Origin of the sequence: Paenibacillus sp. FSL R5-0912 (genome assembly GCF_000758605.1) — a bacterium.
Taxonomy (GTDB): Bacteria; Bacillota; Bacilli; order Paenibacillales; family Paenibacillaceae; genus Paenibacillus_AQ.
In genome coordinates, this window is the sequence record NZ_CP009282.1 from 1,285,812 (window position 1) to 1,311,845 (window position 26,034).

Below are 26,034 nucleotides of genomic sequence, written 5' to 3' on the forward strand. Positions count from 1 at the left end.
GATTCTGGATTCTTTGGCTGTATTATCCCCCGCAGGTGGATTCCTTATTCTGCCTGATTTACGGAGTCAGTGGTTGAATTACAGGCTTATGAACGCGAAAAAGGCATTTCTCCAACCTGTTCAGGATGGGAGAAATGCCTCCATATAGATACTTATAGCCGGATATTATTTGGTCTGGACGACCAATGCGTTGCTGATCAGGCGGCCGGGTGTGGTCAGATATTTGCCGTTATAGTAGAGGCCGCTTGAGGCGCCGCCATCCAGATTCATCGCCTGGTACGCACCAGCCTGCTTCATAATTTCCGCCAGCTGGGGGATGGTTGCCCCGCCGGAGGTCAACAGAATCAGCTTGTGGTCGCGGGTCAGACCCAGCGCGCTGCGGGAGCCTCCGCCTGTCAGTATCTTAGGGTCCTTGAAGCCCTCGGCGAGCACATTGAGGGATATTTTGCCGTTCACCAGCAGCCGCGGGCCTGCCTGCAATGCGCCTTGAATGGAGCCGGCGTTGAAGCGGTTCATGAATTCGCTGCCTGGGATCAGCTCAGCCAGCAGGTTGCCGTCATAGGCAAAGACCGTCCGCTTGTCGCCGGGGCTGTTCTTCAGCATTTTGCCACCGCTGATAATATAGCCGTAAGGTGCATAGTAGGTGCCTTTGGTGTAGGCATCGAAGAAGGTGCCGTTGATGGCGGCTGCGGCATTGCTGCGCTTAGCGATGCTGGCGAGCGCCTCTGTCTTGCCGACAGTATTTCCGGCAAGGACGGCATCCAGCTTCACTGACGGATGCAGCAGGGAGACTGTAACGGTCTGCACGGCGAAGGAACGTCCGCCGACCTTATAGGTATGCTTGCCGCTGACTACAGCAGGCGTACCGCTCTTGAACAGGGCGCCGTTCTGCACGGGCAGGGTGGCTGTTGCCCCGCCGCTCGTGAGGGTAAGCGCTGCGGAATCTTTATTCCACTGGAGCTGTATGCCAAGCGTTTGGCTGACGAGAGACAATGGAATATAGGTCATGCCATTCCCGCTAAAGGGACGTTCGCCCAGGGTAACGGACTTGCCGTTGACGGAGGCTCCGGCCTTGCCTGGAGTGAAGGTAATAGACACATCATCACGTGTTACCTGGATCTGGCCTCCAGCAGAGCTTACTACAGACTGTATGCCGGCGAAGCCGTTCAGGAATCTTAGCGGAATGAACGAATGGTTCTCCTTATCAACATAGATGGCAAGTTTGGCTGATGTCGCCGCAGCGGCCCGGGGTTGCAGGGGAGCAAGAAGGACAGTGAGCAGACAGAAAGCGGTGAAGAGGACAGACATTCTTTTCATAGTAAACGAAATCTCCTTCAGATTGTAGCAGTATAACTGCAATTTTGGATGAACCCTGGAATGGACTCCAGAAAGAAACACTTGAAATACAATAATATAGCGGGCTCCGTTGACCGTCAATGGAACATGCATAGAGAGGGATGTTCGTTTATAATGAGATCACTTACGGATATTCGCACAAAGGCGGGAAGCGATGATAACAAGAATAGGCTTGATTCGGCACGGCAGCACACTCTGGAATCAGGAAGGCCGGATACAGGGCCACACGGATAATCCTCTGGACGAGGAGGGCTTCCGGCAGGCAGCCGTACTTGCAGAGCGTCTCAGCGGTGAATCGTGGGATTATATCTATTCAAGCGATATGCTGCGGGCCAGACAGACAGCGGAGGTCATTGCCGGGAGGCTGGGGATTCCGCTGGCTGGTCTGATCCCGGGGATTCGGGAAATGAACGGCGGGTTAATAGAAGGTACTACGGAGAAGGAACGGATCGAGCGGTTCGGCAGCGGGTGGAAGACGATGGATATGAAGCTGGAAAGCCGGGACCTGGCTCAGCAGCGGGGTGTCCGGGCCGTTGAAGAGGTTGCCGCCCGCCATCCGGGGCGCAATGTCCTCATAGTCAGTCATGGCGCCATTCTGCGCAGTACGCTGGCTGGACTTGTTCCCTCACTGGATCTCAGTGTAGTGCTGAAGAATACATCAATTACCCGCTTGATCAGAGATGCCGGCGGCTGGACCTGCGAACTGTACAATGACGTGGAACATATGAACGAATAGACAGTCTGGATGATTCTGGAATAGAAGAGAGTCTCCCGCGCAAAGGGTGGCTCTCTTCCATATGTCCCAGAACATACCATCTCAAATCCTGCAGCGTTTGCCGATAATATTCTTAGCATTCATGCAAAGCCCGGCCTTACCTGCCGGATATGTTTAGAATATGTTCAGACTAACCCTGTACAGTAGCGCTTAAATGCGATATATCATATGGATTATCAGAAGGAGGGCAGAGTAATTTGGAAGAGGCCCGGAATTATATACTGGTTGTATTCTCTATTCTCGTTGGTGTGCTAACGGTGTACAGCATCCTCAGGCTGACGCGGAATTTCTCCAAATGTCACCCAAGAGCCCGCGCGGTCCGCACGAGCCTGGTTGTACTAGTTATTAGTGCCGGTCTTGGCAGCATGCACCTGCTGGGCAAGAGAACTTTGTCGGGGTTCACCGCTGAAGATAGCAATCTGTTTATTACTATGGCACTCTATGCGCTTACGCTCGCCGGAATATTGTACCTGTTCCTGCGTGTGCGTATGCTCCTCGGAGAGCGCGAGCAGCTGAAAGAACTGGCCTACCGGGATACCTTAACCGGGCTGCTCAACAAGAACGGAATGGATCATTTCTGGGATCACTGCAAATCAGGCGAACAGCTTGCGGTATTATATCTTGACCTTAACCGCTTCAAATCGATCAATGATACACTCGGCCATCATGCGGGAGATGTGCTGCTTGAAGCCGTTGGCGGCAGTCTGCAGCAATTTTCCCGTAAAGGCAAACGGCATATCTTCAGGGTGGGCGGGGATGAATTCGTCATCATCGCCAAACGCTGCAGCCGTAAGGATGCGGAGCAGCTGGCCCTTAAGGTTCTGGAGAATATCACCCGGAATTACAAATTGGAGACGCATGAATTGTTCGTATCTGCGAGCGTCGGCATCACTATGAGCCAAGGCAGAATTGACCGGAAGCGGCTGCTCCAGGAAGCTGATTCCGCTATGTACAATGCCAAGCAGCTGGGCAGCGGGCGTTATGCGGTTCATAAGCAGGAGAATAGTCTTCCTCCTGTGAAGCTGGTCAGCAGCTCCAGAGCCCAATAGCTTGTGAAATCCTTCCCGAAATACAACATTTTGCTCATAAAATCGGCTAATCTACAATTGTTGCCGAGGCTGCAATGAATCTGGTATGAGCCAGGTGTGAGACATTGTAGCTTTACGCAGAAACGGATACCATCCCTTAGAGGACGGTATCCGTTTCTGTTTGGTACGGCTGCTGCCTGAGTGCTTCAGACAGCTCATGATCCGGAAGCGGCAGCCAACCCGGCCTTTATGCCAATACTATAATCCCTTTGCTGCCAGCAGACCGGCAAGGACATCCGGGTGGTCCGTAATGATGCCGGCTACTCCGGCCTCAATCAGATAGGTCATCCGTTCGGGATCATTGACAGTCCAGGGATGATAGACGATCCCGCTCTCCGCTGCATCGGTGACGAACTCCGGCAGAACGGAAGAGAAATGGGCATGCAGCGCATCCGCCTGAAGCGTAGCCGCATAATCCCAGGGACGGTATAAGCCTTCGCCATACAGAATGCCGGTGCGGATCTCCGGTGCCAGCGACTTGCAATAAGCAAGGGAGTAGTGGTTGAAGCTGGAGATGACTACCCGCTCACTCATGCCCTGCTCCCGTACAGCGGCTATTACCTTTTCCTCCATACCGGGATATAGGAACGTGCCGTTCTTCAGCTCAATATTAAGTACTGTCTCACGCCCCTGAAGCAGATCCAGCAACTCGTCAAGTGTCGGAATCCGCTCTCCAGTGAACTCAGGACTGAACCAGGAGCCTGCATCGACCTCCAGCACTTCACGAAGCGTCTTATCCTTCACATATCCGCTGCCTGTAGTGGTGCGGCTAAGATTCTCATCATGGATGATTACTATTGCTCCGTCACTCGTCATCTGCACGTCTGTTTCAATGCCGGTTGCGCCAAGCTCAAGACCCTTGCGGAATGCCGCCATTGTATTCTCCGGGGCGACTGCCGATGCGCCGCGATGCGCGAAATTAATGATGTTCATGTACTGTAATTCCCTCCGTCTCTTGGTTGTGATGATGCCCGTGCCAGACGGGCCCCCTTGTAGTGTATTCCACATAACATGAAGAAACCCTGTCCGCAAGCAGCGAAAAGGGTGTGATTTCTTGGAAACTTGGAAATTACCATTGCACCGGCAGAAGCCAATAAAATGAAGGATTAACTCTCCGGCGATAGCGTCTTACTGGAGAGCGGGTTTTTTTTGCCGGGAAGCGTTCTATGTGCGGTATTGAATTACGGCTGGTGTGTTCTTCAGCAATCGCTTAGAATAAGTCTGAACTATACCCATAACAGAAAGAAGCGATACACTTGAAGTTTTGTCTCGAATGTGGAAGCCGTCTGGTCCTGAAGGAATGTAACGGAGAAGGGGAGGTGCCATACTGTGAATCCTGTGCTGCGTTCCGGTTCCCGGTGTTCAGCACGGCGATGAGTACAGCGGTGCTGAACAGGGGGCTGGATAGAATCCTGCTCATCCAGCAGTATAACCGCAAGGATTATATCCTGCTGGCCGGTTACGTGAATAAAGGGGAGAACGCCGAGGCAGCGCTGATCCGCGAAGTGCAGGAAGAAGCAGGGCTTGAGATCATCGCTTATGAATATATGCGCAGCCAGTATTTCGCCCCTTCCAATACGCTGATGCTTAATTTCATCAGTGTGGCTGACACGGAGGACTTAAGTAGGGTGAGCGCTGAGCTGGATCATGCAGCATGGTTTACGCTGGATGAAGCTGCGGACGCCATACTGAAGGGCAGTCTCGCGGAGAGCTTCCTGCTGACAATCATGGATAAGCTTAGACAAGGGCGGACCCTTGATAGCTTCACTGCAGCCTCACGCTAAGCATGGTTTCAGGCCGAGACGATATTGCGGATTCTTTCGTGCACCTGCTGCGCCTCCAGAAAGGCTGCGGAGTACTGAAGATCTGTTTTTCGGGCCGGTAGCAGCCTGGGCAGGAAGGGAATAGATACGACAGGCGTGTCCGCGTTGTTAAAATAGATTTTTAGCGTCAGCTCGTTGATCTCTTCGGCATTGTTTCTGGCTTGGACAGCTTCTGCGAACCCGGGGGCGGCGGCTACACTTGGGCGGATTCTCGGCACACTGGTCGTAATCCGGCTGGTTTTGCTGACTTTGCTGAGCGTTAAGGCATTCTCGACGATCTCCGCTCCCAGAATGGTATCGAACGTGTAGATGGTGGCTGTCGCCGGCTCCTGTCTGCCGGGATGCAGCAGACCGATGGCCATAGTCTGGCCGGCCTCATCCAAGGCGATCATATGGGATTCATCAGGTGTGATGAACCGCTGGGGGAACTTAAGATTGAATGCGGACAGAGCATGGATGGTCTCTTTCCCGCCGGGTGCTTGGGGATGGCAACGTATGAACTGAAGCACCGCAGCTGACAGCAGGAGTGAAACGCCAAGTACAGCAAACATGTACATCAGAATAATAAGCACTGAACCGCCTCCTAAAAGGTAACTATTTAATAGATATGCGGAGAGTACATGAACAAATACATAGACCTGGCCTGCCGGGATCATATATTATTTGGGTATTCTGCAAGGCGGGGAATAATTCAGAGATTTCAGGGGGATTCCAGGCATGATTATTGATACACTTAGCCATTTGCTCAAAGATGAGGCTGCATACGGAGAGAAGGTCCAGAGGGGGCTGCAGTTTCTGCGCGATACCGATTTCACCGGGCAAGCGGCCGGACGCCATGAGGTCAATGATGAGATGTTCTATTTCATCAACGAATATCAGACCAAGGATGCCGGAGAATGCTTCTGGGAAGCGCACCGCGTGAATCTGGATCTGCACTATATTCTGGAAGGTACAGAGCGGATCGGCTATGCTGCTGTTGAGCAGCTTGATGTGAGAGATGACTACAGCGCAGAGAAGGATGCAATCTTCTTCACCGGTGCAGTAGAATCTACGGTAACTGCAGGACCAGGTGCTCTTGTCGTGTGTTATCCGCAGGACGGACATATGACAGGGATTGAAGCAGATAAGCCCGAGGCGGTGCGGAAGGTAGTTTTGAAGATTAAGCTATAGTCCATTGGACAACCAGAAACGGCTATGCTGACCCTCATGGGCCGGTATAGCCGTTTCTGGTTAAGCTGCAAGAACTCATAAGAAGCGAGCAAACAAGAGGAGATAGACGAGAGAAAGTATCAGTCTTTATATTCCATTATATGTTAATATATAGGTGGCGTTGATATAAAGAAACGCCATAAGGAGGACTATGATGAAACGGATGCCATTTGAACGTCCAACCGAGCATTATGATGAACGGATTTTTAATATTGATGAGCAAATTTGTGCGTTGCTAAATACGAACTCTACGAAGACTTTTTGAAGTCGGTATTCGGAACTTTGAGAAGTGAAGAACATTTTAAACCTATGGTTGAACCATCTGGATTCAGAAAACATATCCCAGTCCTTAAATCAATTGAAAAAGATGAACATTTTTATTCTATAACCTCTTTACGACAATATAGCAATGCAAGCGTAATAACTTTTAGCATAGATTGGGACATGACAACTGACCTTTCACCAAATACGCATATACACAGTCATTTTGATTTGTACTTAGGAGAAAAATACGACTGTCGACTGACTAATGGTGGAAGTGACGGAGGGATGCATAAATAGGAGAAAGACGATGGGCTAACAGACAAGAGCGTGCGGAATCAAGTTATACTAGGTGACTAAATAAGAGGAGGTGAACAAATGAATAAGATTTGGGTAAATAACTTGTTTATTTGGGATTCTTAGTAATCGTGGGCTTAGTTTTTATATTCGGATTAAGCTATCAACATCATTTAGAGGTAGAAGCACGCATAACGTATCACCCTCTAACAAGTGCTGTCTTTTCTGTTCTTTTTCCGATTTTCTTAGGATTATTACTCGGTTTACTAAGATTATTTGAATTACTGCGAAAGACTGGAGAATGGAAAATAAATTGGATTAAGCTCTGTATTTTCGGCTTACCTTCACTCTATGTCTCCTTATTTCCACTATTATTTTGGTCTGGTTTGTCTATTTCATATAATGCTTTACCTTTGGGCTACCTTTTGATTACTTCGGGAACAACAGCTCATACAATTAGCGGTCTGATATTCGGTTTTTTGTTATTTTACGTAATTGAAAGGAAAAGCAAAGAAAGTTAGAGTATTCATTAGCTAACAGCAAAAGATAGCATTATGACAATAGGCAGTTGAGCCTAGCTGTCGGAACAAAAAACGGCACTTTTTTAGCGTCAGATTGTATTATTAATTTGGGATTTTATAAAGGGTTATGAGCAATAGCAGCTAGTCCCTTGCTAATCTCACTAATATCATTCGAGATATTACTGAGTACAATAACTGTTATTCCACTATCTAAAAATCTTAAAAGCATTGAGGTATAACCAGAGATCCCCCCGCTATGTAAAGCAACTAGCCCGAAAGGAGTGTCTTGTATAAACCATCCGTAACCATATTGTGAATTGTATAATATAGGTTTGTACATTTTGCTTTTAAGACTGGGGGAGATGAACTTGTCGGAATATAAAGCGCTGTCCCATAGATGGAGGTCCGAAACTGTAGAGGTAATATTCCCAGTAGCAAAGGCGTTAGTGGTGTTAAAAAATGGTGAGTAAATTAGTGACTGCGACTGATCCAGCTCATATCCTGTTGAGCGATTCTCCACAATTCTAAAAGCTACTTCAATGTCTGAATCTTGCATCCCCAAAGGGTCGAAAATACCTTCTTTAATAACAGAATCATAAGATTTACCGGTTATTTTTTCAATTACCATACCAAGAATAACGTAGTTTGAATTTGAATAGGAATACTCAGTTCCAGGACTAGATTGTAATTCTTTGTTTGAAAAACGTTGGAATATTTCATCGGGGCTTACGTTAACATTAGCCCATTCGTTCATAGTGGGATTTTCGGTATAATTTTGAATACCAGATGTATGAGACAACAAGTGGCTAATTGTTATTTTGTCCCCCTCTCTCTGTGACGGGAAAAACTTTTCAATACGATCATCTAACTTTAGTAAACCTTTATCAACCAACTGTAATATGGAAACGGCTGTGAAAGTTTTTGTGATGGAGCCAATCCTAAATTTTGTTTTTGATGTAATAGGTACACCTAACTCATAACTTGCTTTTCCATGGCCTTCACAGTATATAATCTCAGATTGTTTTGAAATCAAGACCGCGCCTGAAAACAAATTATTGCTTTGATATTCTTTTATATAATCACCAATATTTTCAGCTATACTCGGCAATATTGACACTCCTTAGTTTTCAAAATATTGGTTTATTATGTTTCTCAATGCTTCTGACTGAGATGTTTCATTCGCATTACAATAAGAATTAATTTTTTTCCATTTATCTTCTGTTAGAGTCAAGGATATCTTTTTTGTTATACCTAACCGTTTTTTCCCCGATCCAGTACGTGCCCCCCCTTTATTTAATATAATACTTAATTGCCCGTCATTTCGAGGTATACCTAGACTAATCTCTTTCTTCTGCAAAATACCACACCCACTTTTCTTTGAAATAGGTAACCTAAATCAATATGTCATTAAACTAATGATAGCATCAAATGGAAAATGCTACAATAGAGATATTCCTTCCTCCCTAGATAAACGATAGCGGCAGAGGCAGTAGCTACTATACAACTAGAGGTAGGATTATTACAATATATGGTACTATAGTGGATATGCCCTGTGAGGAGGATATCCATGGAGAAGTTCTACGATAGCCTACATCAATTTGATGGAAATGATCTGCGGTTGTTCCTTTACAATTTGTTAAATACAGTAGATCGTTATGGTAAGGACGGCAGTATTGAAGAAAAAAAGTTAGCAGCAGGACTCGTTAATATACTTCAAACCCAGATAGAGGCGGTTCACAACCATAAATTACAAATGAATGAACTCCAACAATATGTCTATCTTGTTTTCAGCCTCTCTGATGCAGGTTCATTAAAAGTAACTCTAAGTAAAATCGGCAAACGGGAGCTATGCCAAGTCTTAGCATTCAATGAATTGTTTTCAGTTGGACCCATAACTAATTTAGATACGAAAACAAACATGTCTTTCAAGGCACAACTCCAGCATGAAAATGAGCAGCGTGGCTAAAAAACAGAACATCGTCTTTTCATTTATTAACATATTTTAACGGAAAACCGAACACAATTGGACTGGGTGCACTGCGTAGGCCAAATGTAATCGAAAAACCGAACACAATTGGACTGGGTGCACCGCGTAGGCCAAATGTAATCGAAAAACCGAACACAATTGGACTGGGTGCACCGCGTAGGCCAAATGTAATCGAAAAACCGAACACAATTGGACTGGGTGCGCCGCGTAGGCCAAATGTAATCGAAAAACCGAACACAATTGGACTGGGTGCGCCGCGTAAGCCGTGCGTTTATCGCAGTGCCAGACGTATTTTCACAGAAAACTGGGCAGCAGAATAGACTTTTTTGGTTGACGGAAAACGATGGAGACTTTAGCTATGTCCCAGAGCATCTGCTTGCGAAAATGGTAGAGGCAGTAAAGAATATTCCAGAAAGTAAAACCATTGTCATTTGGTGCGCGGATAACGCACATGATCAGACAGGCTTACGTTTCGTAATACATTTGTTGAGAGATCGAAAACAGCCAGTTAATGTTGTCAATGTGACAGAACTCTTTAATGCTACTGGGCTTCATTACAAAGAAGGATTAAACCCCTATTTTAGTGGTTTAATCGATCGAGAGCATTTTCAGGAAATCGTAAAAAAGAATTATGAAGGTGCTCCTCTTGATCCTAACCAAAGAAAAAGGTATGAATCAGAATGGCTAATGCTCTCGAATGAAAATCATGTGCTCCGTTTGTGGAAAGAAGGTTCTGTTAAAGGTACTGATGAATCTGCTCTGGACGAAGTGATAATAAGGTCAGTCATTGAACTAGAGCAAGAACAAGATGAGAATGGGTTTATCAAGGCGGGGAGTGTCGTCGCGAGAGTATGTGATACGTCTCATCAACTCGTAGGGTATTCATTTATTACCAATAGAATATGGAGCTTAGTTAACCAAGGGGTTTTAAAGTTTAGCGGACTGCCAAGGCCCTTGTATCAGTTCTCTGTTAAACTTGGCACCCGTAGGTTGAGCTAACGGATAATGATAGCAGCATGACAATAGGCAGCCAAAATCATTGGCTGCCTATTGAATAGAAGGAGGTCACTATGAAAAAACCATTAATCCGAAGCCTGATTGTAGGACTAATATTTGCATTTGTTTATTATGCTATTCAGATTATTCGCGGGATGTATCTTTCAAAGAAATATGTTCCAGACATTGTAAATGAGTATACGACTATGGATTATCTACAACATAAAATAACATTTGGACATGAATATAGTTCAATGTGGAGAATAATTGAATTCTCCAGTCTAATGCTACTTGGAATAATTGTATATTTTACTTGGAGAATATTGAGAAATATAACCACTAAGAGTGACAAATCATTACGCTAATATTTCGAGCGGAGCTTTCACATCCTGATGTGTTCCAGAGATCATGTTGATCCAGGCAGTATACAAACGTCCAAGGCCCGATAGCAGTAGCGGCAGGATCAGCAGCAGTACAAATCCCATTCCGCATACGATCCAGGAGCGTTCGTCCGGTGTAGTATCAGACAGGAACACGAAGACATCCGGGTCCAGCACATTCTGGTCATAGGAGAATACGGAAGAGCTGACTTTCTGGACTACAGGCGACAGGAGGGCGCTAATGGCAACCGAGGGCAGGGTAAGAGCAAGGGTGAATCCCAGAATACCTGCGGGCAGCTGCAGTATGCTGTACAGAATTCCCCGGTAAGACTGGCCTTGGCGAAGCTGGTATCCTAATGTCCGCAGACCTTCCCAGCGGAAGGCAGGCGGATGGTCTGGCATAATTTGCTGCGCGGCCCCCCCTTTACCATGAGACCAGGCTTCAGCAGCCTTCTGTTCACTGATCATCATCGTGCGGCACCAGGTTAGTGTCAGGGCCAGCAGAGGCAGCCCAACCCATATAATTACCAGAGGCAGACTTACACATAGGCCTGTAACGGCAATAACAAAAGCGATAATTCCTTTAGGCAAAGAAAGCATGAGCATTTTCCACGCGTTTATACTTCGTCGTAACATCAGGGCAACCCCTCTCCAAATTTTACCTTCTTCAGTATAAAGGTTAAATCCATACAATACACGCACCCGGAGGCGGGAATAATACTGGTCTTTGGTCTAGTGCGGCTCTCCTTTACTTTAAGGTGGCATGGGCAGGCATATTTCTCTAAAATGAATATAGAGTGTGCAGTGATCAATATCCCGGACAAGGAGCCGCGCTTATGAATATCTATCTGGAAATTCCGGATGTGGACAAGCATTTTCCGTTTCGCAGCCTGGTCTGCGGAGGAGATGATCTGACCTATCCGCATTGGCATAAAGAAATCGAAATTATCTATGTAACCAAGGGAAGCCTGAATCTGGGAATCAATGATGTGCCGATCCGGATGGAGCAGGGTGAAGTGCAGTTCATCAACGGCGGAGATGTGCATTATTTCCTGGCGTCAACGGGCAGTGAGCGGGTAGTGATACAGTTTGATCTGAATTTCTTTCAGGAGGTTGCAGCACTGGGAGGCAATGATTATCCGCTGCGGGATATGTTCATGGAGATGGAATTCTCCAGTTCAAAGTGGCCGGAAGGGGCTGCCGCCAGTATAAAGGCTCTGATTGAGAGCATTTATGAGGAGGATACACAGCGCCGGGAAGGCTACGCTTATCTGATTAAGGCCAGGATGTTTGAAATGCTGACGGTTATTATGCGGGAGGTGCCGAAGAGCAGGGTCAAGAAGCAGCCCAAGTTCTCGGAAGACACATTGTCCCAGTCCAGAGAGACGCTGGAGCGGCTGGAGCGGATCTTCAGCTATGTGGAGCAGCATTATCAGGAAGCGATTACACTGAATGAGGTGGCCGGGTACATGGGCTTCAGCCCGTATTATTTCACCAAGCTGTTCAAGAAGAATACGGGGATGACCTTTGTCGCGTTTTTGACGGAATACCGGCTGAATAAGGCCAAGTGGATTCTGCTCAATGAAGACCTGCCGATGTCAGCGGTAGCGGAAGCGGCCGGGTTCGGCAGCGGGAAGACCTTTCACCATTTATTCAAGGAAGCTACGGGGATCTCTCCGCTTAAATACCGCAAGACAATATCCGGGAATAATTGAGCAAGAATGCAGGAAGAAAGCCTGCTTGCAGATTTGTATGATAGAGGTATAAAAAGTAGTCAAAAACTAAAATTAACCGTAAAATTCACCTTTGAAACAGGAGAGTGTCCATAGTGACCAGAGTAACCGTATGGAATGAATACCGCCATGAGCGGCAGGAAGAACGAATCCGCCAGGTCTATCCGAATGGCATACATGTACAGCTGGCCTCTTTTCTGAGCGCAGCGGGACTGGATACAAGAACGGCAACGCTGGATGAGCCGGAGCATGGCCTGACAGAAGAAGTGCTGAATAACACTGATGTACTGGTATGGTGGGGGCATGTTGCCCATCAGGAAGTGAGTGACGAGGTAGTGAACAGGATTCATAAGCGTGTGCTGGAGGGGATGGGGCTGGTGGTGCTGCATTCAGGCCACATGTCCAAAATCTTCATCAAGCTCATGGGCACAAGCTGTGATCTGAAATGGCGTGAAGCCGGGGAGAAAGAACGCCTCTGGGTGATGGAGCCCAGCCATCCGATTGCCGCAGGCATCGGCGAATATATTGACCTGGAGCAGGAAGAGATGTACGGGGCGCACTTTGACGTGCCTGCACCGGAGAGCCTGATCTTTGTCGGCTGGTTCGAAGGCGGCAATGTGTTCCCGAGCGGATCAACGTACCGGCGCGGCAGCGGGAATATTTTCTATTTCCAGCCCGGCCACGAGTCCTATCCAACCTATTACAACAAGGAAATTCAGCAGGTTATCATCAACGGCGTGAACTGGTGTGCTCCGGTCAAGCGTGATGTTCCGGTGTACGGCCATTCCGAGGCACTTGAGCCGATTAGAAGCACAGTAGGTGTATAACCTCTAGCCTTGCAGTCGATAGAAAAGTTACCCGTCAGACCTAACGGTTTGGCGGTTTTTTGTGCTGCTGCGCTTAACGGATACAACAATCCTTAAAAATGCTTCAGTATAGGGAGGCTCGAGTAGCACTACGTACAATATTTTCATTTTGAGGCTGGCCTTCACAAATTTGGATGGTGAACATTTCGATGCATCAGCCTGCGGAATCCTTTATACTGAATGAAATTTATTGGATCGTGGAAGAGGCTGATGATATGTGGCGGTGGAGCAACTAGAGGCAGCGGGCGGCTGGGATAGAAATGACCGGGCGCGGCGTGGATGATTAGGAACAAGAAAAAACAAGGAAGGGAAGGAGCGTGAATTATGCTGCTAGAGGTCATAGCCACGACAGTAAGTGATGCAATCACAGCAGAACGTTATGGAGCGGACCGGATCGAGTTGATTACCGGGATCCGTGAAGGCGGATTAACACCCAGCCTAGGGCTGATTGAAGCTGTGCGGGAGGCAGTCAGTATTCCCGTAAGAGTGATGGTGAGGCCGCATGCATATTCCTTCATGTATGACCCATCCGACGCAGAAACGATGCTGCGCGATATCCGCCACATTGCCGGGATAGGCGGCTTATCCCTGGTTATGGGTATGCTCCGCAGTGACCGGACTGTAGATGAAGAACTGCTAATCCGGCTGATTGATGCTGCGGACGGAATGGAGGTTACGTACCACCGGGCCTTTGATGAGGTGCGGGATCAGCTTGAGGCCCTAGAAGTTTTGAAGCGGTATCCGCAGATTACGGATATATTGACCTCCGGCGGCAGTGCCGTAGCTACTTCGCCGGAGGGAATGGCACGGATTGCCGTACTGCAGCAGCTGTCTGCAGATACTCCGCTATCCATCCTGGCCGGCAGCGGCTTAAACGCTGCAAGCCTGAAGGATTTCCTTGCCCATACCGCAGTCAGCCGGGTACACTTCGGCTCAGCGGTCCGGTTGGACGGTGATCCGCTGAAGCCTGTTGACCCCCGGCGGCTGGAAGCTGTCCGCAGGATACTCCAGCCATAGAAGAGGTGAGCTTTGGCACTTTGACATAACGGACGTTGCATGAACTGCGCAAAGAGCAGAAGCTGGAACGGAGAGCTGAAATGGAGCCGGGCCGCAGGCGGCCGCACTATAGAACTGCCGGAAGCGAAGCCGGCCTGGGCATTCTGTTGCTGAAAATCAAGGACTTTACTCCTGAAGCGGCAAAATAAACATTTGAGCTGTAGAGAGGCGGCAACCTAAGCCACTGCCCGGGCTACCCGCCCGCTCCCCCCAGCAGCCTGGGCAGCAGGGTCAACAGCCGCTCGCGGGTCAGGGCATCGCCGGAATTCCATTTGGCGCCGTCGAGCATATAGACGCGGCCCTCCTGTACGGCGGGCAGGCTGTTCCACAGCGGCGTCCGCAGCAGCTGCTCCATGGCTTCCCGCGAGTCCGGGCGCTCCGGGATGAGCATGAAGACGCGGTCCCCCGCATAGCTGTGCAGCTTCGCCGGATCAACCTCGCCGAAGCCAAGCCCCTGGTCCAGCAGGCCCTTAATCTCTGCCGTCGGCTGCAGGCCGCCGGGAGCATACAGGGCCGTGGACAGTCCGGTCATCGCCATAGCGAACAGGCGGTTGCCATGGTCGTAGACCAACGCGGAGGCGGTTTCTCCCGGCTGGAGTCCCTCTGCGTACAGACGCTGCCACATGGCAGCGTTTTTGGCGTGATAGGCCTCCAGCCAGGCTTCCGCTTCACGCTGCCTGCCGAGCCACCCGCCAAGTATCCGCAGCCGCTGCTCGAGCGGCGCGAACGAATCGAAGGTGAGGGTCGGGGCGATACCGGAGACGCGCGTATAGGCGCGCTCGTCCGAATTCGCGATAATAATCAGGTCGGGGCTGATCAGCCGGGTCAGCTGCGGGTCCAGCGGGAAGCCGACATTGGCCAGATTCTTGACCCTGTGCTTATAGACGCTGTTCCGGGCGAAGGCCTCATCGCCTCCGGCAGGCTTGACTCCCAGCGCCAGCAAATCTCCCAGTGTCTCCCCGTGGTAGACAATCCGCTTCGGCCGCTCCGGAATTTCCACTTCATGCCCCGTCCAATCCTTGACGGTAACTTTGCGCTGCTGGGCCTGGGCATACTGCCCGGGCGTGACTCCCGTCTTCTGCCGGAAGCGGCGGCTGAAGTAATATTCATCGGAGAAGCCGACCAGCCGGGCGATTTCGCGCAGCGGCTCGGCCGATTCCAGCAGATAGTTCTTGGAGTGCCCGATGCGCAGATCGGTCAGATAATCGAGCGGCCGCTTGCCGGTCAGCTTCTGGAAGATAGGGGTGTATTGCCAGGGAGAGACCTGTGCCAGCTCCGCAAGCTGCTTCACCGTAATGCTCTCCATATAATGATCCTGCAGGAATTGGATCGTACTCTCCACGGATTGCGCGGGACTGGGCAGCTGGCGGGTGGAGTAATTATGTTCAAACAGCAGGAGCAGCAGCTCCTGGAACTGCAGCTGCTGTCTGAAATACTGGAGCTCGTCCCCGCTGCCCGGGTTCGCAAGCAGCTCTTCCGCGAGCCGGATCACCCGGGTGAAAGGGTGGACGATTAGCTCTTTCCGGCCCGGCAGCAATTCAGCTGTATGGGAAGCAGGGGAATCTCCAGCCGTAATAGCGGCAAAGGATATCAAATAATAGTATAGTGTCATTTCTGCGTTATCCGTACTGTAGGAAGTTCCGGGGGACAGCAGACAACACTTGTCTGCATGTACTGAAAGGGCCGGCTGCTCCCCGATACAGAGCTCACCGCGGCCTCCGGTAAAGATCAGAAGTGTATGCTGACCGGCAGTCTGCACAGCGGACACAGTGTTGGCACTCTGGATTACCAGCTCAATGCCCTTCAGCTGAAACAGCAGGGAGCGGAGCGGAACCGCCGGCAGGGCCGGAGCCGCTGCGAGTGCGGAGGCAGGGGGGAGTCCCGGATTCAAGGCATTCTGTCTCAAGGCTCAGCACTCCTTTCAGGGCAGTTGAATTTAGATGTATATTGAGAACGATTATCAATAAACCTCATTGTATATAAAATAAAGCAGCTTATCAACATTAGTTGATAAGCTGCTTTTAATATTCGTCCTGTCTGCATGCGTAATCGTTACTTATTCAGCATGGCGGGGATTTCACCCAGCAGCCATTCTCTGGTGGCGGCATCACTGGAGGTTTTCATGATGTCCTGTGTATAGACATAGCCGTTCTTAACAGCCGGCAGGCTTTTCCAGACTGCACTCTCCAGCAGCTTGTCGGTCGATGCCTTGGCTTCGTCAGCTACCGGCGTCAGAAGGAAAATACGGTCCCCTGCGTATTCCTGGATAACCTCCATCGAAATCTCCTGGAAGCCCATGTCGGCGTCAAGCACCTTTTGGATCGCCGGAGTAGGCTTGAATCCGTTCTCCCCATACAGTACCTGCGACAGGCCGGTTGTAGCCATTACAAACAGTCTGTCGCCCGGATAGTAGGTGAAGACTGCGGCAGTTTCGCCTTCCTTCATGCCTGAAGCTTTAAGCTGGGCCCACATGGCATCTTCCTGTGTCTGGTACTGGGCCAGCCAGGCTTCTGCTTCTGCCGTCTTGCCCAAGATACCGCCGATTTCCTGCATCCGTTCCTTCAGCGGGGCGAAGGTATCGAAGATAATCGTTGGAGCGATTTTGGACAAGGCATCGAAATCAGCCTCTTCAATTCCGGCATAGATGATCAGATCCGGCTGAAGCTCAAGCGTCTTCTCCAGGTTGATCGGGAAGCCGACATCTTCTACCCCGGTCAGCTTGTCCTTGAACACCTGGCCTTCAGCCATGGAGAGCGGATAGCCGATGGCCTGTACGCCCAGGGCAATCAGATCGCCGTAAGTTTCCCCGGAGTAGATGATTCGCTGCGGGTTCACAGGAATCTCAACCGTATGGCCTTTGTAATCGGTGTAAGGGCGTGTTGTGGCTGCCGGTTCTGAAGTAGCTTCTACGGTTGGAGCGGCGGTTGCAGCGGTATTGCCGGCAGCTGTGTTAGCCGCAGCGTTGCCTTCATCATTCTTGCTGCTGCAGGCGAGCAGTAAGGTGCTCATCAGGAAGATGATGCACAGGATAGCGAAAGGTTGTCTTGCCTTGTTCATTGTAAGTATGCCTCCCATGTGTATACCGATTACCAATAATGATAATCATTCTCGTTTAAATTATCATAGAGGATAACCCTTCGTTACTCAATGGACAAAACCCAAAGCGGGAACTCGAGTTTGTGCAAAAGAAGAATGCCGCCATTCAGTCAATATTCAGTTTGGGTTGTAATGATGCATGAAATCCGTCCCTTCCGCAGGTCTTCTTAGGTGTGGGGAAATATAGCGGATTTTAGTTATTAACATATTGATAATATCATCAAAGTCTGCTAAGATGTTGTTAATAACAAATTAATAATAACATTAAGTTAATATCAATCTCTAAAATAAACAGCAGGAGGTAATGACCATGTTCGGATTCCGCTTCGTAAAGTTCCAGCCCAGTGAATATGTCCTTAAGGTGAAGAACGGTAAGGTAGTGCAGGAAGGTGTAGGACTTTCTTTCCATTATTACGCGCCTACGACCTCGGTTGTAGTGGTGCCGGTCTCTTCGATTGATGTACCGTTTATGTTCGAGGAAATTACGGCTGATTATCAGACGGTGACCGTGCAGGGGCAGCTGACCTACCGGATCGTGGATTACCGCAAGACTACACAGATTCTTAACTATACGTATAATCTGCGGAAGAATACCTACCTCTCCGATGATCCGCACAAGCTGGCCCAGCGGGTGATCAATATCGCCAAGGTGCTGACCAAGAAGCAGCTCGGGCAGCTGCCGCTGAAGGAAGCCATTCAGTCGAGTGAACGTCTGGCTAAGACAATTACGCTCGAAATCGGACAGAGTGCGGAGATAGAGAAGCTGGGCATCGAGCTAATGGGGCTGTCCATTCTGGCGATCGTGCCGAATAAGGAAACGCTGCGCGCGCTGGAGGCGCAGGCCAGGGAGGAGATTCTCCGCAGCGCCGACGATGCGCTGTATGAACGGCGCAATGCCTCGATTCAGCAGGAGCGGCGTGTGAAGGAGAATGAGCTGAATACGGAGATCGCCGTGGAGACGAAGAAGCGGCAGATCCGCGAAACCCAGCTCGATGCCGAACGCTCGGTGAAGCAGAAGCAGAACGAGATGAAGGAAGAGCAGCTCAGCTTCGATACTGCGCTGGAGGAGAAGAAGCAGGAGCTGATTGAACTGACGGTGGCGAATCAGAGAGCGGAAGCGGATGCCAAGGCCTACGAGTTGTCGGCGGTGATGAATTCGCTCCAGGGCGTAGCACCAGGTGTACTTCAGGCACTGACGAATGTAGGCATGAATCCGGATAAGCTGATTGCCATCGCGTTCCAGGAGCTGGCTGAGAATGCCGGGAAGATCGGGCAGCTCAATATTACCCCGGATCTTTTGCAGGGAATTATGGCCGGGTCGCCGGGTAACGGGGCGGGCGCGGCAAGAGGAGGCAACGGACGATGAGCAGCCCGGTATCCGAGAACAAGATTATTCTGATCAAACGCAAGACGCGCCTGGAAGAACTGGTGGTCCGCTACAATACGATCCAGCAGGCCCAGTTCTATATTGAACGGCTGGGGGCCGATTTCAGCGATTATCTCAGCGAGGACTTCACTTACCGCAAGGCGGTAGAGGCTGCTGTAACCGAGCTGAGCGCGGTAGGCCGGCTGCAGCTTCTGGACCGGCAGCATGTGCCTAACTTTATTTTTGGAGAGCGGGATACAGTAGTGGTGCTGGGGCAGGATGGTCTGGTCGCCAATACGCTGAAATACCTGCGGGAGCAGCCGCTGATCGGTGTGAATCCGGATCCGCAGCGCTGGGATGGTGTGCTGCTGCCCTTCACGGTTAAGGACCTGCGGCAGCTGGTGCCGGAGGTGCTCCGCAGCCAGCGGCAGGTGCGCGAGGTTACACTTGCCAGGGCAGAGCTGAACGACGGACAGAGCCTGTACGGTGTCAACGATCTGTTCATCGGCCGCCGGACCCATGTCTCGGCCCGTTATCAGCTTGAACTGAACGGCACGCTGGAGCAGCAGTCCTCCAGCGGGATTATTGTCTCCACCGGCATGGGCTCCACCGGCTGGCTCAAAAGCGTTCTCGCCGGAGCAGCAGGAATTGTCAGCCAGGCGGCACAATGGCAGGCAGCGGAACAGGCGACGGTAAATGCGGGCATGGAAGCACATGCGTCTGTACACGGGGACAGACCACAGGAAAACGGGGCGGCGCTCAAGCTGGCCTGGGATCATCCGGAGCTCTACTTTACGGTACGGGAGCCTTTTCCCAGCCGGACGACTTCGGCCGATCTGGTATTCGGCAGGATCAACAGCCGTATGCCGCTGCGAATTACTTCGCAGATGCCGGAAGACGGGGTAATCTTCAGCGATGGAGTCGAGAGCGACTACCTGGAATTCAACTCCGGCGTAGAGGCGACGATTGGTCTCGCGGAGAAGAGGGGACGGCTGGTAGTCTAACATGCATATGTATGAATGCCGAGGCGCAAAGCGCAGATACAAAGAAGGGGTTCTCCGCGTGCCGCTGGTATGGCTGAGAGAACCCCTTTTGTCTTGAACCGCGTAGTCCGGCGTATATTACTGCTGGAAGCTGCGTCCCTGATTCATCATAGAACCGTAGGAATGGTTAGTCTGCATGGGTGTATGCAGCGGCTGCGGGTTAAATGAAGAGTTAATTGAAGCGTTAATTGGGCTATGCAGTGAATTTACCGGCTGGCTATTGGAAGTGAAGGATGGGCTGAAGGAAGAATTATATCCTCCAGAGCCTGTGCTGAAGCTTTGATTGCCAGAGTTACCAGTGCTGAAGCTTGGGATTCCTGTATTGAAGCCCTGTTGTTCGGTATTGAATCTTTGAATACCACCTGTATTGTAGCCGGCAGTCTGCGGAATCTGCTCCAGCTGTCTGATTAACTGCGAGACCTGCTGCAGCTGCTGCATAGCGGTCTGATGGCCCTGCAATGCCTGCTGAATCATCTGAATGGCCTTATTGCTGTGCTGGCTGAGCTCCTGCAATTTGGCGGCATGCTCCTGCTCCTGCTGCAGAAGCTGCTGGTAATTCTGCGTGCCCTGCTGGGTCTGTGTCATCAGCTGCTGGATGATTTGTTCGCTTTGGCTGATCTGGCTGGAATGGTTTGAATTCAAGTAAGTGGCCTCCTTGGCGGGTGCTGTAATGGTCATGCGGGCTTATTATCTCTGGCGGAGGCATTTAATATTCATCCTCATGAAACCGCACGCGAAGCACCGCTTGAACGGTTACAATTGTGCAAACTCTGCTTCAAATCCGCAGGGACGAGTTGATAAGAATAGGTACATGCTGCTGTGCAACTAATGCGGCAGACTGGCGTCTATGTAGAAAAGAGTTTCCAGAATCACCCATAACCTGGAGGTGGGGCAACCATGAATCTGCGTGAGCGTATCAGCCTGACTACAACTTATGTTCCAAGGAGCATCAAGCTTATGCTTGTGTTCGCAGTGCTGTTCACAGCATGCTTCACAGGATCAGCCGCAGCAGCGTCATCATCATCCTCAGATCTGATTATTGTGAACAAAAAGACGAATAAGCTGGCCTATTTCAGCGCCGGTAAGCTGGAGAAGGTTTTTCCGGTCGCCACCGGCAAGACCAAGAGCCTGACGCCTGAAGGCAGCTTCAAAATTGTGGTCAAAATCAAGAACAGACCCTATTACAAAGAAAAGATTCCCGGAGGCGATCCGGCCAATCCGCTGGGCGACCGCTGGCTGGGGCTGGAAGTGAACGATACCTACGGCACGACCTATGCCATTCATGGCAACAATAATGAGGCCTCCATCGGTAAATATGTCAGCGCCGGATGCATCCGGATGCATAATGAGGATATCCACTGGCTGTATCCAAGGATAGCCAATAATACTCCCGTGATCATTACTACTTCAGGACTTGATATGGCAAGCATCGCAGTGAAGAGCGGCTATTCCGCGGGGCCGACAATGATTGCGGGCGTCTTTATCATCAATGGAGAAAAGCTGGAGGTTAAGGATTCTTTCCTGCTGGAGAATTCACGGGTATTCGTTCCGCTCCGCGAATCGGTTGCCCTGCTGGGCGGAACTTTGAAGCTGGAGGCGGGAACCGGAGCGCTTATCATTACTATAGGTGGGCACACCGCGGTCCATCAACCGCTTAGCGAAACAGCGAAGGTGAACGGCAAAACGGTGGCCATGCTGGCCTCGCGGAGCGTAAACGGGCGGTTGTATATTCCCTTAGGCAGCTTGACGCCGCTCTTTGGCCTTCCCGTCATATGGAATGCCAAAGAGGCGACTGTGGAGCTGTGAAGCGACTAAGCTAGAAGCTGCCAGATGGAAGGTCTGTTCGTAGCAATTACGCGCTGCATATATGTCATTGTGGCAGCTTGCTGCTATGCTGCAGCCGGCTGATTATGTTTTCTGTGACCGGCCGGCCTAATTGCTCCATTGCATACAGGACAGCTCCTGCTTCGGGCGGGAGCTGTGGCGTTACCACCTTATACTGTTTGTTGGCCCCGTTCTTCAGTAATTTGCGCAGTTCAGACTGGAAGTAACTGCTATTCGCTACACTGCCGATGAACGCTACGGGGACTGTATGCTGTGCAAAAGATGCGGCCAGCAGCTCAATGCCGACCTTGATCTGCGCTGCCGCTCTCCCGCAGATCCTTAGGGCGGCGGAGCTTCCGCGCTCAGCCTCCTCCGTTACTACAGGTGCGAATTGTCCAAAGCATTTGTCCCGGGCTTTCCGGTCAATGTCGAACCCTTCGCTCGCAAGCCGGTATAATTCAGACACGGCAGTAACATTCCAGTGTGCCAGCATCCGGTCGACAAGCAGCTCATCGCTTGAATCCGTGTGACCGGCCAGCACTTCAAACACGGTATCGTAAGAGAGGAACCGGGCGGCACTTGCGGCATAATGATGGAAATCATAATTGCGTAAATAACGTCCGTCTTCATTAATGGCAATAATGATGGAGCCAGTTCCCGAGATGACAATAATGCCGGGCTGCGCAAGCAGTGCTCCGTAATGGGCGATAAGCGCGTCATTGACATGCCACCTGGGACAAGTCAGCTCCGGAACTCCGGTGAGCGGCAAGATCCAGTCCAAATCCTCAGGTGAGTCATATCCGGCAACACCGGCAGCGATGCCAATGACCCTTCCGGGCTCGATGCCGCCGCGTTCCAGCGCTTCTATAATCGCTGACCTCACGTTATGCTGAGCGGCAGAGTCCCGGTACGCGGAAGCGCTTCCTTTTTTACAATAAGCCAGTACATTCCCTTCGATATCAGCGGCTATGACCCGGGTATGAGTTCCTCCTCCATCGATTCCAATTACCACATCTGTTCGTTGCATTCTAGACACCTCTTCACGTTCTTTTCTACAGAATACTATAATCACTCCGGCGTTGGATATAACACAGGCAGATACTGCAAGGGAGAAATGCTCCTTCACGACAGCCGCTATACCGCCAGCTTGCGGTTGCTGAAGCAGGATTAACAGGATAAATATAGAAGTTATAGAAGTAAACTGGAGGGGTATTCTTCCGGGTTGCGACGTGGACGGTTGATCAGTCGGGCATTCCATAGGAGGGAGCTAGGATTAGAATACGGATTATAGGTGGCTGCGGCAGCGGTAAATCGTATATAGCCAGAGAATTATCACGAATCTACGATATCCCCTGCTATGAAACTGACAATTATGTCTGGGACCGGAGTACGGACAATACCCGCAACTCAACAGAGGTCAGGGATACCCGGTTAGCTGAAACAGTCGCTGAGGAGTCGTGGATTATAGAAGGCGTGCATCACAAATGGGGGACAGAGAGCTTCCGGGAAGCGGATTTGATTTTTCTGATTCAACCTGATTTGTATGTGCAGAATGGGCGGGTAATCCGGAGGTTCATTAAGACAAGGCTGGGTCTGGAGAAGGGAAACTATAAGCAGACGTTCAAGAACCTGTACATGATGCTGTTCGAATGGAACCCTGGATTCATCAGGGAAGGTGTTCCTGCCATTATGAAATTAACTGAAGCGTACAAGGCTAAGAGGATAATAGTGCACAATAGCAGCGAGATTCTACAGCATGTAAGCAGATACATCGGAAATGCCAGTCTTCTGGAGGCGGGCAATGTAAATCATGAAACCGGAGGACAAAATGAGTAAACTCGCAAGTTTTATGGCAGAAATGCTGCGTTTAGTGGTTCTGCTGGTTCTGACACTAGGTATACTCGGGGGTGTGGAGCAGTGGATCTTCAAAATGTTATATGGATGGACCGGGTATTTGTATACTGCAGTAATCGGTAATTTTCTCGTATTCTTAGTGATGTACCGGAATTATTGGCAGTTCAAGGGCTGGTACAAATCGGAGAAGAATCAGAAGCTGAAGCCGGTGTGGACCCGGAGTCTGAGTGCCGCCGCGCTGCTGCTGATTCTTGTTCCGTTTGCGGTACCGATCTTGATGTAATTAGTTTTGTACAGAGGATGATGCTTCCCCTGGAATTTCAAAGAACTCATTTAGCTTCATATTTTGTTGCCCGGCCGTCCTGGAGGCACCCGTAGCATCAATGAATCCATAGGTTGCCTCCATAACCGGAAGCATCAGATGATAGAACGCGAGGCTACCCTTATAGGAGGGCATTTTTCCGGCCTGATCCACAATTTTGTACGGTATAAAGAAGAGTCCGGCAGAGGATGGGGCACTGTAGTCTATTTTGGCAGACCAGATTTCTTCCGCATAATTACCTGCAACTTCATAATACGAAATACCAGGCCCGCCTTGAATGAAGAAACGGCCCGCTGTGCCTTCCGGGAAATAATAGTCCTGATTCTGTGACTCATTAATGATAGGGATTTGCTTAAGCGTGCTGACGCGGGGAAAATGAAGTGCTGCTGTACGTGCTTCCCCCAGATTCGCGGATTGGAGTTGAGTGATCAGCGCCTCATCTGCTTTGGCGACATACACAATCCGGGTGGCCGCATTCCAGGCTACATGCGCATCTGCGGCTTCTGCTATAAAGCGGATCGGCACCATGACTCTGCCATTAACCAAGACCGAGGCGACAGGCAGGGCGGCTTGTTTGGTACCAATAAGGGCGGTCTTGTGACCCGCAACCAGTGTGATTATTACCCCGCTCCGGTCAATCGTAACCGTCTTGGTGGCATTGCTCCAAGCGACAGTAATCCCCGGGATATGCTTCACTACATTTAGCGGGACCATGGTTGTGCCTTGTGTGAGATAAGGGGGCATGTCGGTGCTTATCGTGGAGTTGTTTAATTCTACTGAAATGGTTGGAGCTGAAGCAGGGGCCGCCAGGGCAGTGCCGGACAGCAATATTAACAGCAGCAGCGGCAGGCAGATAAATTTGATGACCTTCATCTTGAGTAGTCCTCCTTCGGGAATATCGTTGATTTACTAAAATTATACAGTTATAGACGCCGGATCTAATTGAAAGTTGCGTATATGCCAGTTGTACTCCGATATGTCTTGGAAGTTCATAGTAGAGGAGGGTGAGCTCTGATCCGGAAATCATGGATAGTGTCCGCAATAACAGTACTGATCGTGGCATTCCTCGGCTATGAATGGTTTCGTCCGCAGCATGTGGAGCGGGAGTACCCTAGTGTGATCTACTCCAATAATGAAGTCGTGAAGCATAGCGCAATCGGGCTGAGGGGTGAAGTATGGAGAGGTGTGCCCGGAAGCAGTGAGTTTACCGGCGAGCTTACACTGGATGGAGGTCTTCATTATAATGTGAAGCTTAAGGATGGCGGCGGATACTACTTGGGAATTCTGACGGTCCTGGATGCAGACCGGTCACTGCGTTCGATTGGCTCTATTATAACGTCTCAGAAGCTGGATAAGTTCTGGATTATGCTGACCCATCTTGATGAGCGCTACGGGCTTACCGCCGGAGAGGGATATATCTCGGGTCCGGCTAATACGTTAGAGGAGGCCATACAGACCGGGAAGGATATTATGGGTTCAGCCAGGGATAGCAAGTAGAAGGCCGAGATACATATCTTGGTACATACCGGATGGAAATGCTGCGTCGCACAGCAGGCTGCCGGATTGATTATTATACACTGAGGGGAGAACAGTATGGAGCAGCGGATAGAGGAACAGCTTGATTGGAGTGACTATGTAGGTTTTTGGAAAAGGGTGCTGATCCATTTTGTTGATTTTCTGATTCTGGCCCTTCCTACGTATTTGCTGAACAGGATTTGCGTCTCAGCCGCAGAATCGGCGGAGTCGGCGTTTCCGCTTTTTATTCAGTTTGTGCTGCTGATGGGCTTCAATGTGTTCATGGTTGTCAAATATGGGGGGACTCCGGGCAGACTAATTCTGGGGGCAAGAATAATTAATGGGGACGGTAGGTATCCGGCGCTGAAGCAGGCTCTGATCAGGGATTGCTTCCTCATCATCAACGGCTTTCTTGCAGTTATTGTGAGTCTGAACACAGAGGAATTATCTGCGGTTTCCAGCAGTCTTGCCAATTGGAGTCCGCTCGCCACGAATTTGAATGTGTTCTTTGGCTGGGTAGTGGTCGCCGACTGCCTATTCGTTGTATTCACCCAGCGTAACCGGGCGCTGCATGATATGATGGCCGGAACCTATGTGGTTAAGAAAATTGCTCTGGACCATCTTGTTTGAGCCCACAGGATAGAATTAACCAAGTACAAAGGGAAT

At 50.1% G+C, this 26,034-nt stretch carries 27 protein-coding genes; 16 read left to right on the forward strand and 11 right to left on the reverse strand.

The annotated features are described in order from the left end of the window. Positions 1-165 precede the first annotated feature (165 nt). Entirely contained in the window at positions 166-1,317 is a 1,152-nt protein-coding gene (locus R50912_RS05530) for a phosphodiester glycosidase family protein (RefSeq protein ID WP_042233049.1), read from the reverse strand. 193 nt (positions 1,318-1,510) lie between these two features. On the opposite strand from R50912_RS05530, the gene R50912_RS05535 reads away from it, so the two are divergent. Together R50912_RS05535 and R50912_RS05540 are read left to right on the forward strand one after the other, a co-directional pair. Next, the gene (locus R50912_RS05535) at positions 1,511-2,092 is read left to right on the forward strand and encodes a histidine phosphatase family protein (protein ID WP_331281899.1); all 582 of its coding nucleotides are present in this window, start codon (positions 1,511-1,513) and stop codon (positions 2,090-2,092) included. 236 nt (positions 2,093-2,328) lie between these two features. After that, the gene (locus tag R50912_RS05540; RefSeq protein ID WP_052416008.1) at positions 2,329-3,180 is read left to right on the forward strand and encodes a GGDEF domain-containing protein; all 852 of its coding nucleotides are present in this window, start codon (positions 2,329-2,331) and stop codon (positions 3,178-3,180) included. Positions 3,181-3,417: 237 nt separating this feature from the next. On the opposite strand, the gene R50912_RS05545 is transcribed toward R50912_RS05540, so the two are convergent. Further along, positions 3,418-4,152, reverse strand: a complete 735-nt coding sequence (locus R50912_RS05545; protein WP_042233051.1) for a glycerophosphodiester phosphodiesterase — start codon at positions 4,150-4,152, stop codon at positions 3,418-3,420. A gap of 386 nt (positions 4,153-4,538) precedes the next feature. On the opposite strand from R50912_RS05545, the gene R50912_RS05550 reads away from it, so the two are divergent. Continuing rightward, the gene (locus R50912_RS05550; RefSeq protein WP_231637779.1) at positions 4,539-5,003 is read left to right on the forward strand and encodes an NAD(+) diphosphatase; all 465 of its coding nucleotides are present in this window, start codon (positions 4,539-4,541) and stop codon (positions 5,001-5,003) included. A gap of 8 nt (positions 5,004-5,011) precedes the next feature. Here R50912_RS05550 and R50912_RS05555 read toward each other — a convergent pair whose 3' ends face one another. Further along, positions 5,012-5,614 (reverse strand): hypothetical protein, encoded by a 603-nt coding sequence (locus R50912_RS05555; RefSeq protein ID WP_042233056.1) that lies wholly within the window; start codon positions 5,612-5,614, stop codon positions 5,012-5,014. Positions 5,615-5,759: 145 nt separating this feature from the next. On the opposite strand from R50912_RS05555, the gene R50912_RS05560 reads away from it, so the two are divergent. Continuing rightward, positions 5,760-6,212, forward strand: a complete 453-nt coding sequence (locus tag R50912_RS05560) for a NanQ anomerase/TabA/YiaL family protein (RefSeq protein WP_042233057.1) — start codon at positions 5,760-5,762, stop codon at positions 6,210-6,212. A 1,233-nt stretch (positions 6,213-7,445) separates the two neighbouring features. On the opposite strand, the gene R50912_RS05570 is transcribed toward R50912_RS05560, so the two are convergent. Continuing rightward, positions 7,446-8,438, reverse strand: a complete 993-nt coding sequence (locus R50912_RS05570) for a serine hydrolase domain-containing protein (RefSeq protein WP_042233059.1) — start codon at positions 8,436-8,438, stop codon at positions 7,446-7,448. A 459-nt stretch (positions 8,439-8,897) separates the two neighbouring features. On the opposite strand from R50912_RS05570, the gene R50912_RS05575 reads away from it, so the two are divergent. After that, positions 8,898-9,296, forward strand: coding sequence for a DUF1835 domain-containing protein (locus R50912_RS05575; RefSeq protein ID WP_042233060.1), 399 nt, complete (start codon positions 8,898-8,900; stop codon positions 9,294-9,296). A gap of 19 nt (positions 9,297-9,315) precedes the next feature. On the opposite strand, the gene R50912_RS34745 is transcribed toward R50912_RS05575, so the two are convergent. Beyond that, positions 9,316-9,555 carry a hypothetical protein gene (locus R50912_RS34745; RefSeq protein WP_156122961.1) on the reverse strand — a complete coding sequence of 80 codons (240 nt, stop codon included), beginning with the start codon at positions 9,553-9,555 and terminating at the stop codon, positions 9,316-9,318. 41 nt (positions 9,556-9,596) lie between these two features. Here R50912_RS34745 and R50912_RS35510 point away from each other — a divergent pair, with 41 nt between their 5' ends. After that, positions 9,597-10,316 (forward strand): DUF1835 domain-containing protein, encoded by a 720-nt coding sequence (locus tag R50912_RS35510; RefSeq protein ID WP_231637780.1) that lies wholly within the window; start codon positions 9,597-9,599, stop codon positions 10,314-10,316. 353 nt (positions 10,317-10,669) lie between these two features. On the opposite strand, the gene R50912_RS05590 is transcribed toward R50912_RS35510, so the two are convergent. After that, positions 10,670-11,329: a sensor domain-containing protein gene (locus R50912_RS05590; protein WP_081956389.1), complete on the reverse strand. Its 660-nt coding sequence runs from the start codon at positions 11,327-11,329 to the stop codon at positions 10,670-10,672. A 200-nt stretch (positions 11,330-11,529) separates the two neighbouring features. Between R50912_RS05590 and R50912_RS05595 the strand changes: the two genes are divergently transcribed. The 3 genes from R50912_RS05595 (at position 11,530) to R50912_RS05605 (ending at position 14,309) form a co-directional block, all read left to right on the forward strand. Then, on the forward strand, positions 11,530-12,408 hold the full coding sequence (locus R50912_RS05595) for an AraC family transcriptional regulator (RefSeq protein ID WP_042233066.1): 879 nt from the start codon (positions 11,530-11,532) through the stop codon (positions 12,406-12,408). A gap of 113 nt (positions 12,409-12,521) precedes the next feature. Next, on the forward strand, positions 12,522-13,253 hold the full coding sequence (locus R50912_RS05600; RefSeq protein ID WP_039309665.1) for a ThuA domain-containing protein: 732 nt from the start codon (positions 12,522-12,524) through the stop codon (positions 13,251-13,253). A gap of 363 nt (positions 13,254-13,616) precedes the next feature. Continuing rightward, a complete protein-coding gene (locus R50912_RS05605; protein WP_042233068.1) occupies positions 13,617-14,309 on the forward strand; it encodes a copper homeostasis protein CutC in 693 nt (230 codons plus the stop codon). Positions 14,310-14,541: 232 nt separating this feature from the next. Here the strand turns inward: R50912_RS05605 and R50912_RS05610 are convergent, their stop codons facing one another. Both R50912_RS05610 and R50912_RS05615 read right to left on the reverse strand, forming a co-directional pair. Then, positions 14,542-16,254, reverse strand: a complete 1,713-nt coding sequence (locus R50912_RS05610) for an ABC transporter substrate-binding protein (protein WP_231637781.1) — start codon at positions 16,252-16,254, stop codon at positions 14,542-14,544. A gap of 146 nt (positions 16,255-16,400) precedes the next feature. Then, the gene (locus tag R50912_RS05615; protein WP_052416012.1) at positions 16,401-17,405 is read right to left on the reverse strand and encodes an ABC transporter substrate-binding protein; all 1,005 of its coding nucleotides are present in this window, start codon (positions 17,403-17,405) and stop codon (positions 16,401-16,403) included. A 349-nt stretch (positions 17,406-17,754) separates the two neighbouring features. Here R50912_RS05615 and R50912_RS05620 point away from each other — a divergent pair, with 349 nt between their 5' ends. Next, a complete protein-coding gene (locus R50912_RS05620; protein WP_042233072.1) occupies positions 17,755-18,810 on the forward strand; it encodes an SPFH domain-containing protein in 1,056 nt (351 codons plus the stop codon). Next, complete coding sequence (locus tag R50912_RS05625) at positions 18,807-19,814, forward strand: diacylglycerol kinase catalytic domain-containing protein (RefSeq protein ID WP_042233074.1); 1,008 nt, start codon at positions 18,807-18,809, stop codon at positions 19,812-19,814. Before R50912_RS05620 ends, R50912_RS05625 begins: the two co-directional genes overlap by 4 nt. Before the next feature lie 117 nt (positions 19,815-19,931). Here the strand turns inward: R50912_RS05625 and R50912_RS36345 are convergent, their stop codons facing one another. Beyond that, on the reverse strand, positions 19,932-20,495 hold the full coding sequence (locus tag R50912_RS36345) for a hypothetical protein (RefSeq protein ID WP_063840064.1): 564 nt from the start codon (positions 20,493-20,495) through the stop codon (positions 19,932-19,934). A gap of 255 nt (positions 20,496-20,750) precedes the next feature. On the opposite strand from R50912_RS36345, the gene R50912_RS05635 reads away from it, so the two are divergent. Further along, positions 20,751-21,659, forward strand: coding sequence for a L,D-transpeptidase family protein (locus tag R50912_RS05635; protein ID WP_052416013.1), 909 nt, complete (start codon positions 20,751-20,753; stop codon positions 21,657-21,659). A 64-nt stretch (positions 21,660-21,723) separates the two neighbouring features. Here R50912_RS05635 and R50912_RS05640 read toward each other — a convergent pair whose 3' ends face one another. Further along, complete coding sequence (locus R50912_RS05640; RefSeq protein ID WP_042233075.1) at positions 21,724-22,704, reverse strand: N-acetylglucosamine kinase; 981 nt, start codon at positions 22,702-22,704, stop codon at positions 21,724-21,726. Positions 22,705-23,150: 446 nt separating this feature from the next. On the opposite strand from R50912_RS05640, the gene R50912_RS35520 reads away from it, so the two are divergent. Together R50912_RS35520 and R50912_RS05650 are read left to right on the forward strand one after the other, a co-directional pair. After that, on the forward strand, positions 23,151-23,513 hold the full coding sequence (locus R50912_RS35520; protein WP_197073037.1) for a hypothetical protein: 363 nt from the start codon (positions 23,151-23,153) through the stop codon (positions 23,511-23,513). Next, positions 23,506-23,814, forward strand: coding sequence for a hypothetical protein (locus tag R50912_RS05650; RefSeq protein ID WP_042233079.1), 309 nt, complete (start codon positions 23,506-23,508; stop codon positions 23,812-23,814). Before R50912_RS35520 ends, R50912_RS05650 begins: the two co-directional genes overlap by 8 nt. Here R50912_RS05650 and R50912_RS05655 read toward each other — a convergent pair whose 3' ends face one another. Further along, complete coding sequence (locus R50912_RS05655; protein ID WP_042233082.1) at positions 23,815-24,726, reverse strand: copper amine oxidase N-terminal domain-containing protein; 912 nt, start codon at positions 24,724-24,726, stop codon at positions 23,815-23,817. A gap of 159 nt (positions 24,727-24,885) precedes the next feature. Between R50912_RS05655 and R50912_RS05660 the strand changes: the two genes are divergently transcribed. Continuing rightward, positions 24,886-25,350, forward strand: a complete 465-nt coding sequence (locus R50912_RS05660) for a hypothetical protein (RefSeq protein ID WP_042233084.1) — start codon at positions 24,886-24,888, stop codon at positions 25,348-25,350. Between the two features lie 96 nt (positions 25,351-25,446). Continuing rightward, positions 25,447-25,998, forward strand: a complete 552-nt coding sequence (locus R50912_RS05665; protein WP_042233087.1) for an RDD family protein — start codon at positions 25,447-25,449, stop codon at positions 25,996-25,998. Positions 25,999-26,034 lie beyond the last annotated feature (36 nt).

What these genes read in the sequence shown, in the direction of transcription:
- R50912_RS05530 (WP_042233049.1), bottom strand. Translation starts at nt 1,317, where the DNA reads ATGAAAAGAATGTCTGTCCTCTTCACCGCTTTCTGTCTGCTCACTGTC.
- R50912_RS05535 (WP_331281899.1), top strand. Translation starts at nt 1,511, where the DNA reads ATGATAACAAGAATAGGCTTGATTCGGCACGGCAGCACACTCTGGAAT.
- R50912_RS05545 (WP_042233051.1), bottom strand. Translation starts at nt 4,152, where the DNA reads ATGAACATCATTAATTTCGCGCATCGCGGCGCATCGGCAGTCGCCCCG.
- R50912_RS05560 (WP_042233057.1), top strand. Translation starts at nt 5,760, where the DNA reads ATGATTATTGATACACTTAGCCATTTGCTCAAAGATGAGGCTGCATAC.
- R50912_RS05575 (WP_042233060.1), top strand. Translation starts at nt 8,898, where the DNA reads ATGGAGAAGTTCTACGATAGCCTACATCAATTTGATGGAAATGATCTG.
- R50912_RS05590 (WP_081956389.1), bottom strand. Translation starts at nt 11,329, where the DNA reads ATGTTACGACGAAGTATAAACGCGTGGAAAATGCTCATGCTTTCTTTG.
- R50912_RS05595 (WP_042233066.1), top strand. Translation starts at nt 11,530, where the DNA reads ATGAATATCTATCTGGAAATTCCGGATGTGGACAAGCATTTTCCGTTT.
- R50912_RS05605 (WP_042233068.1), top strand. Translation starts at nt 13,617, where the DNA reads ATGCTGCTAGAGGTCATAGCCACGACAGTAAGTGATGCAATCACAGCA.
- R50912_RS05615 (WP_052416012.1), bottom strand. Translation starts at nt 17,405, where the DNA reads ATGAACAAGGCAAGACAACCTTTCGCTATCCTGTGCATCATCTTCCTG.
- R50912_RS05620 (WP_042233072.1), top strand. Translation starts at nt 17,755, where the DNA reads ATGTTCGGATTCCGCTTCGTAAAGTTCCAGCCCAGTGAATATGTCCTT.
- R50912_RS05625 (WP_042233074.1), top strand. Translation starts at nt 18,807, where the DNA reads ATGAGCAGCCCGGTATCCGAGAACAAGATTATTCTGATCAAACGCAAG.
- R50912_RS05635 (WP_052416013.1), top strand. Translation starts at nt 20,751, where the DNA reads ATGAATCTGCGTGAGCGTATCAGCCTGACTACAACTTATGTTCCAAGG.
- R50912_RS05640 (WP_042233075.1), bottom strand. Translation starts at nt 22,704, where the DNA reads ATGCAACGAACAGATGTGGTAATTGGAATCGATGGAGGAGGAACTCAT.
- R50912_RS05650 (WP_042233079.1), top strand. Translation starts at nt 23,506, where the DNA reads ATGAGTAAACTCGCAAGTTTTATGGCAGAAATGCTGCGTTTAGTGGTT.
- R50912_RS05655 (WP_042233082.1), bottom strand. Translation starts at nt 24,726, where the DNA reads ATGAAGGTCATCAAATTTATCTGCCTGCCGCTGCTGCTGTTAATATTG.
- R50912_RS05665 (WP_042233087.1), top strand. Translation starts at nt 25,447, where the DNA reads ATGGAGCAGCGGATAGAGGAACAGCTTGATTGGAGTGACTATGTAGGT.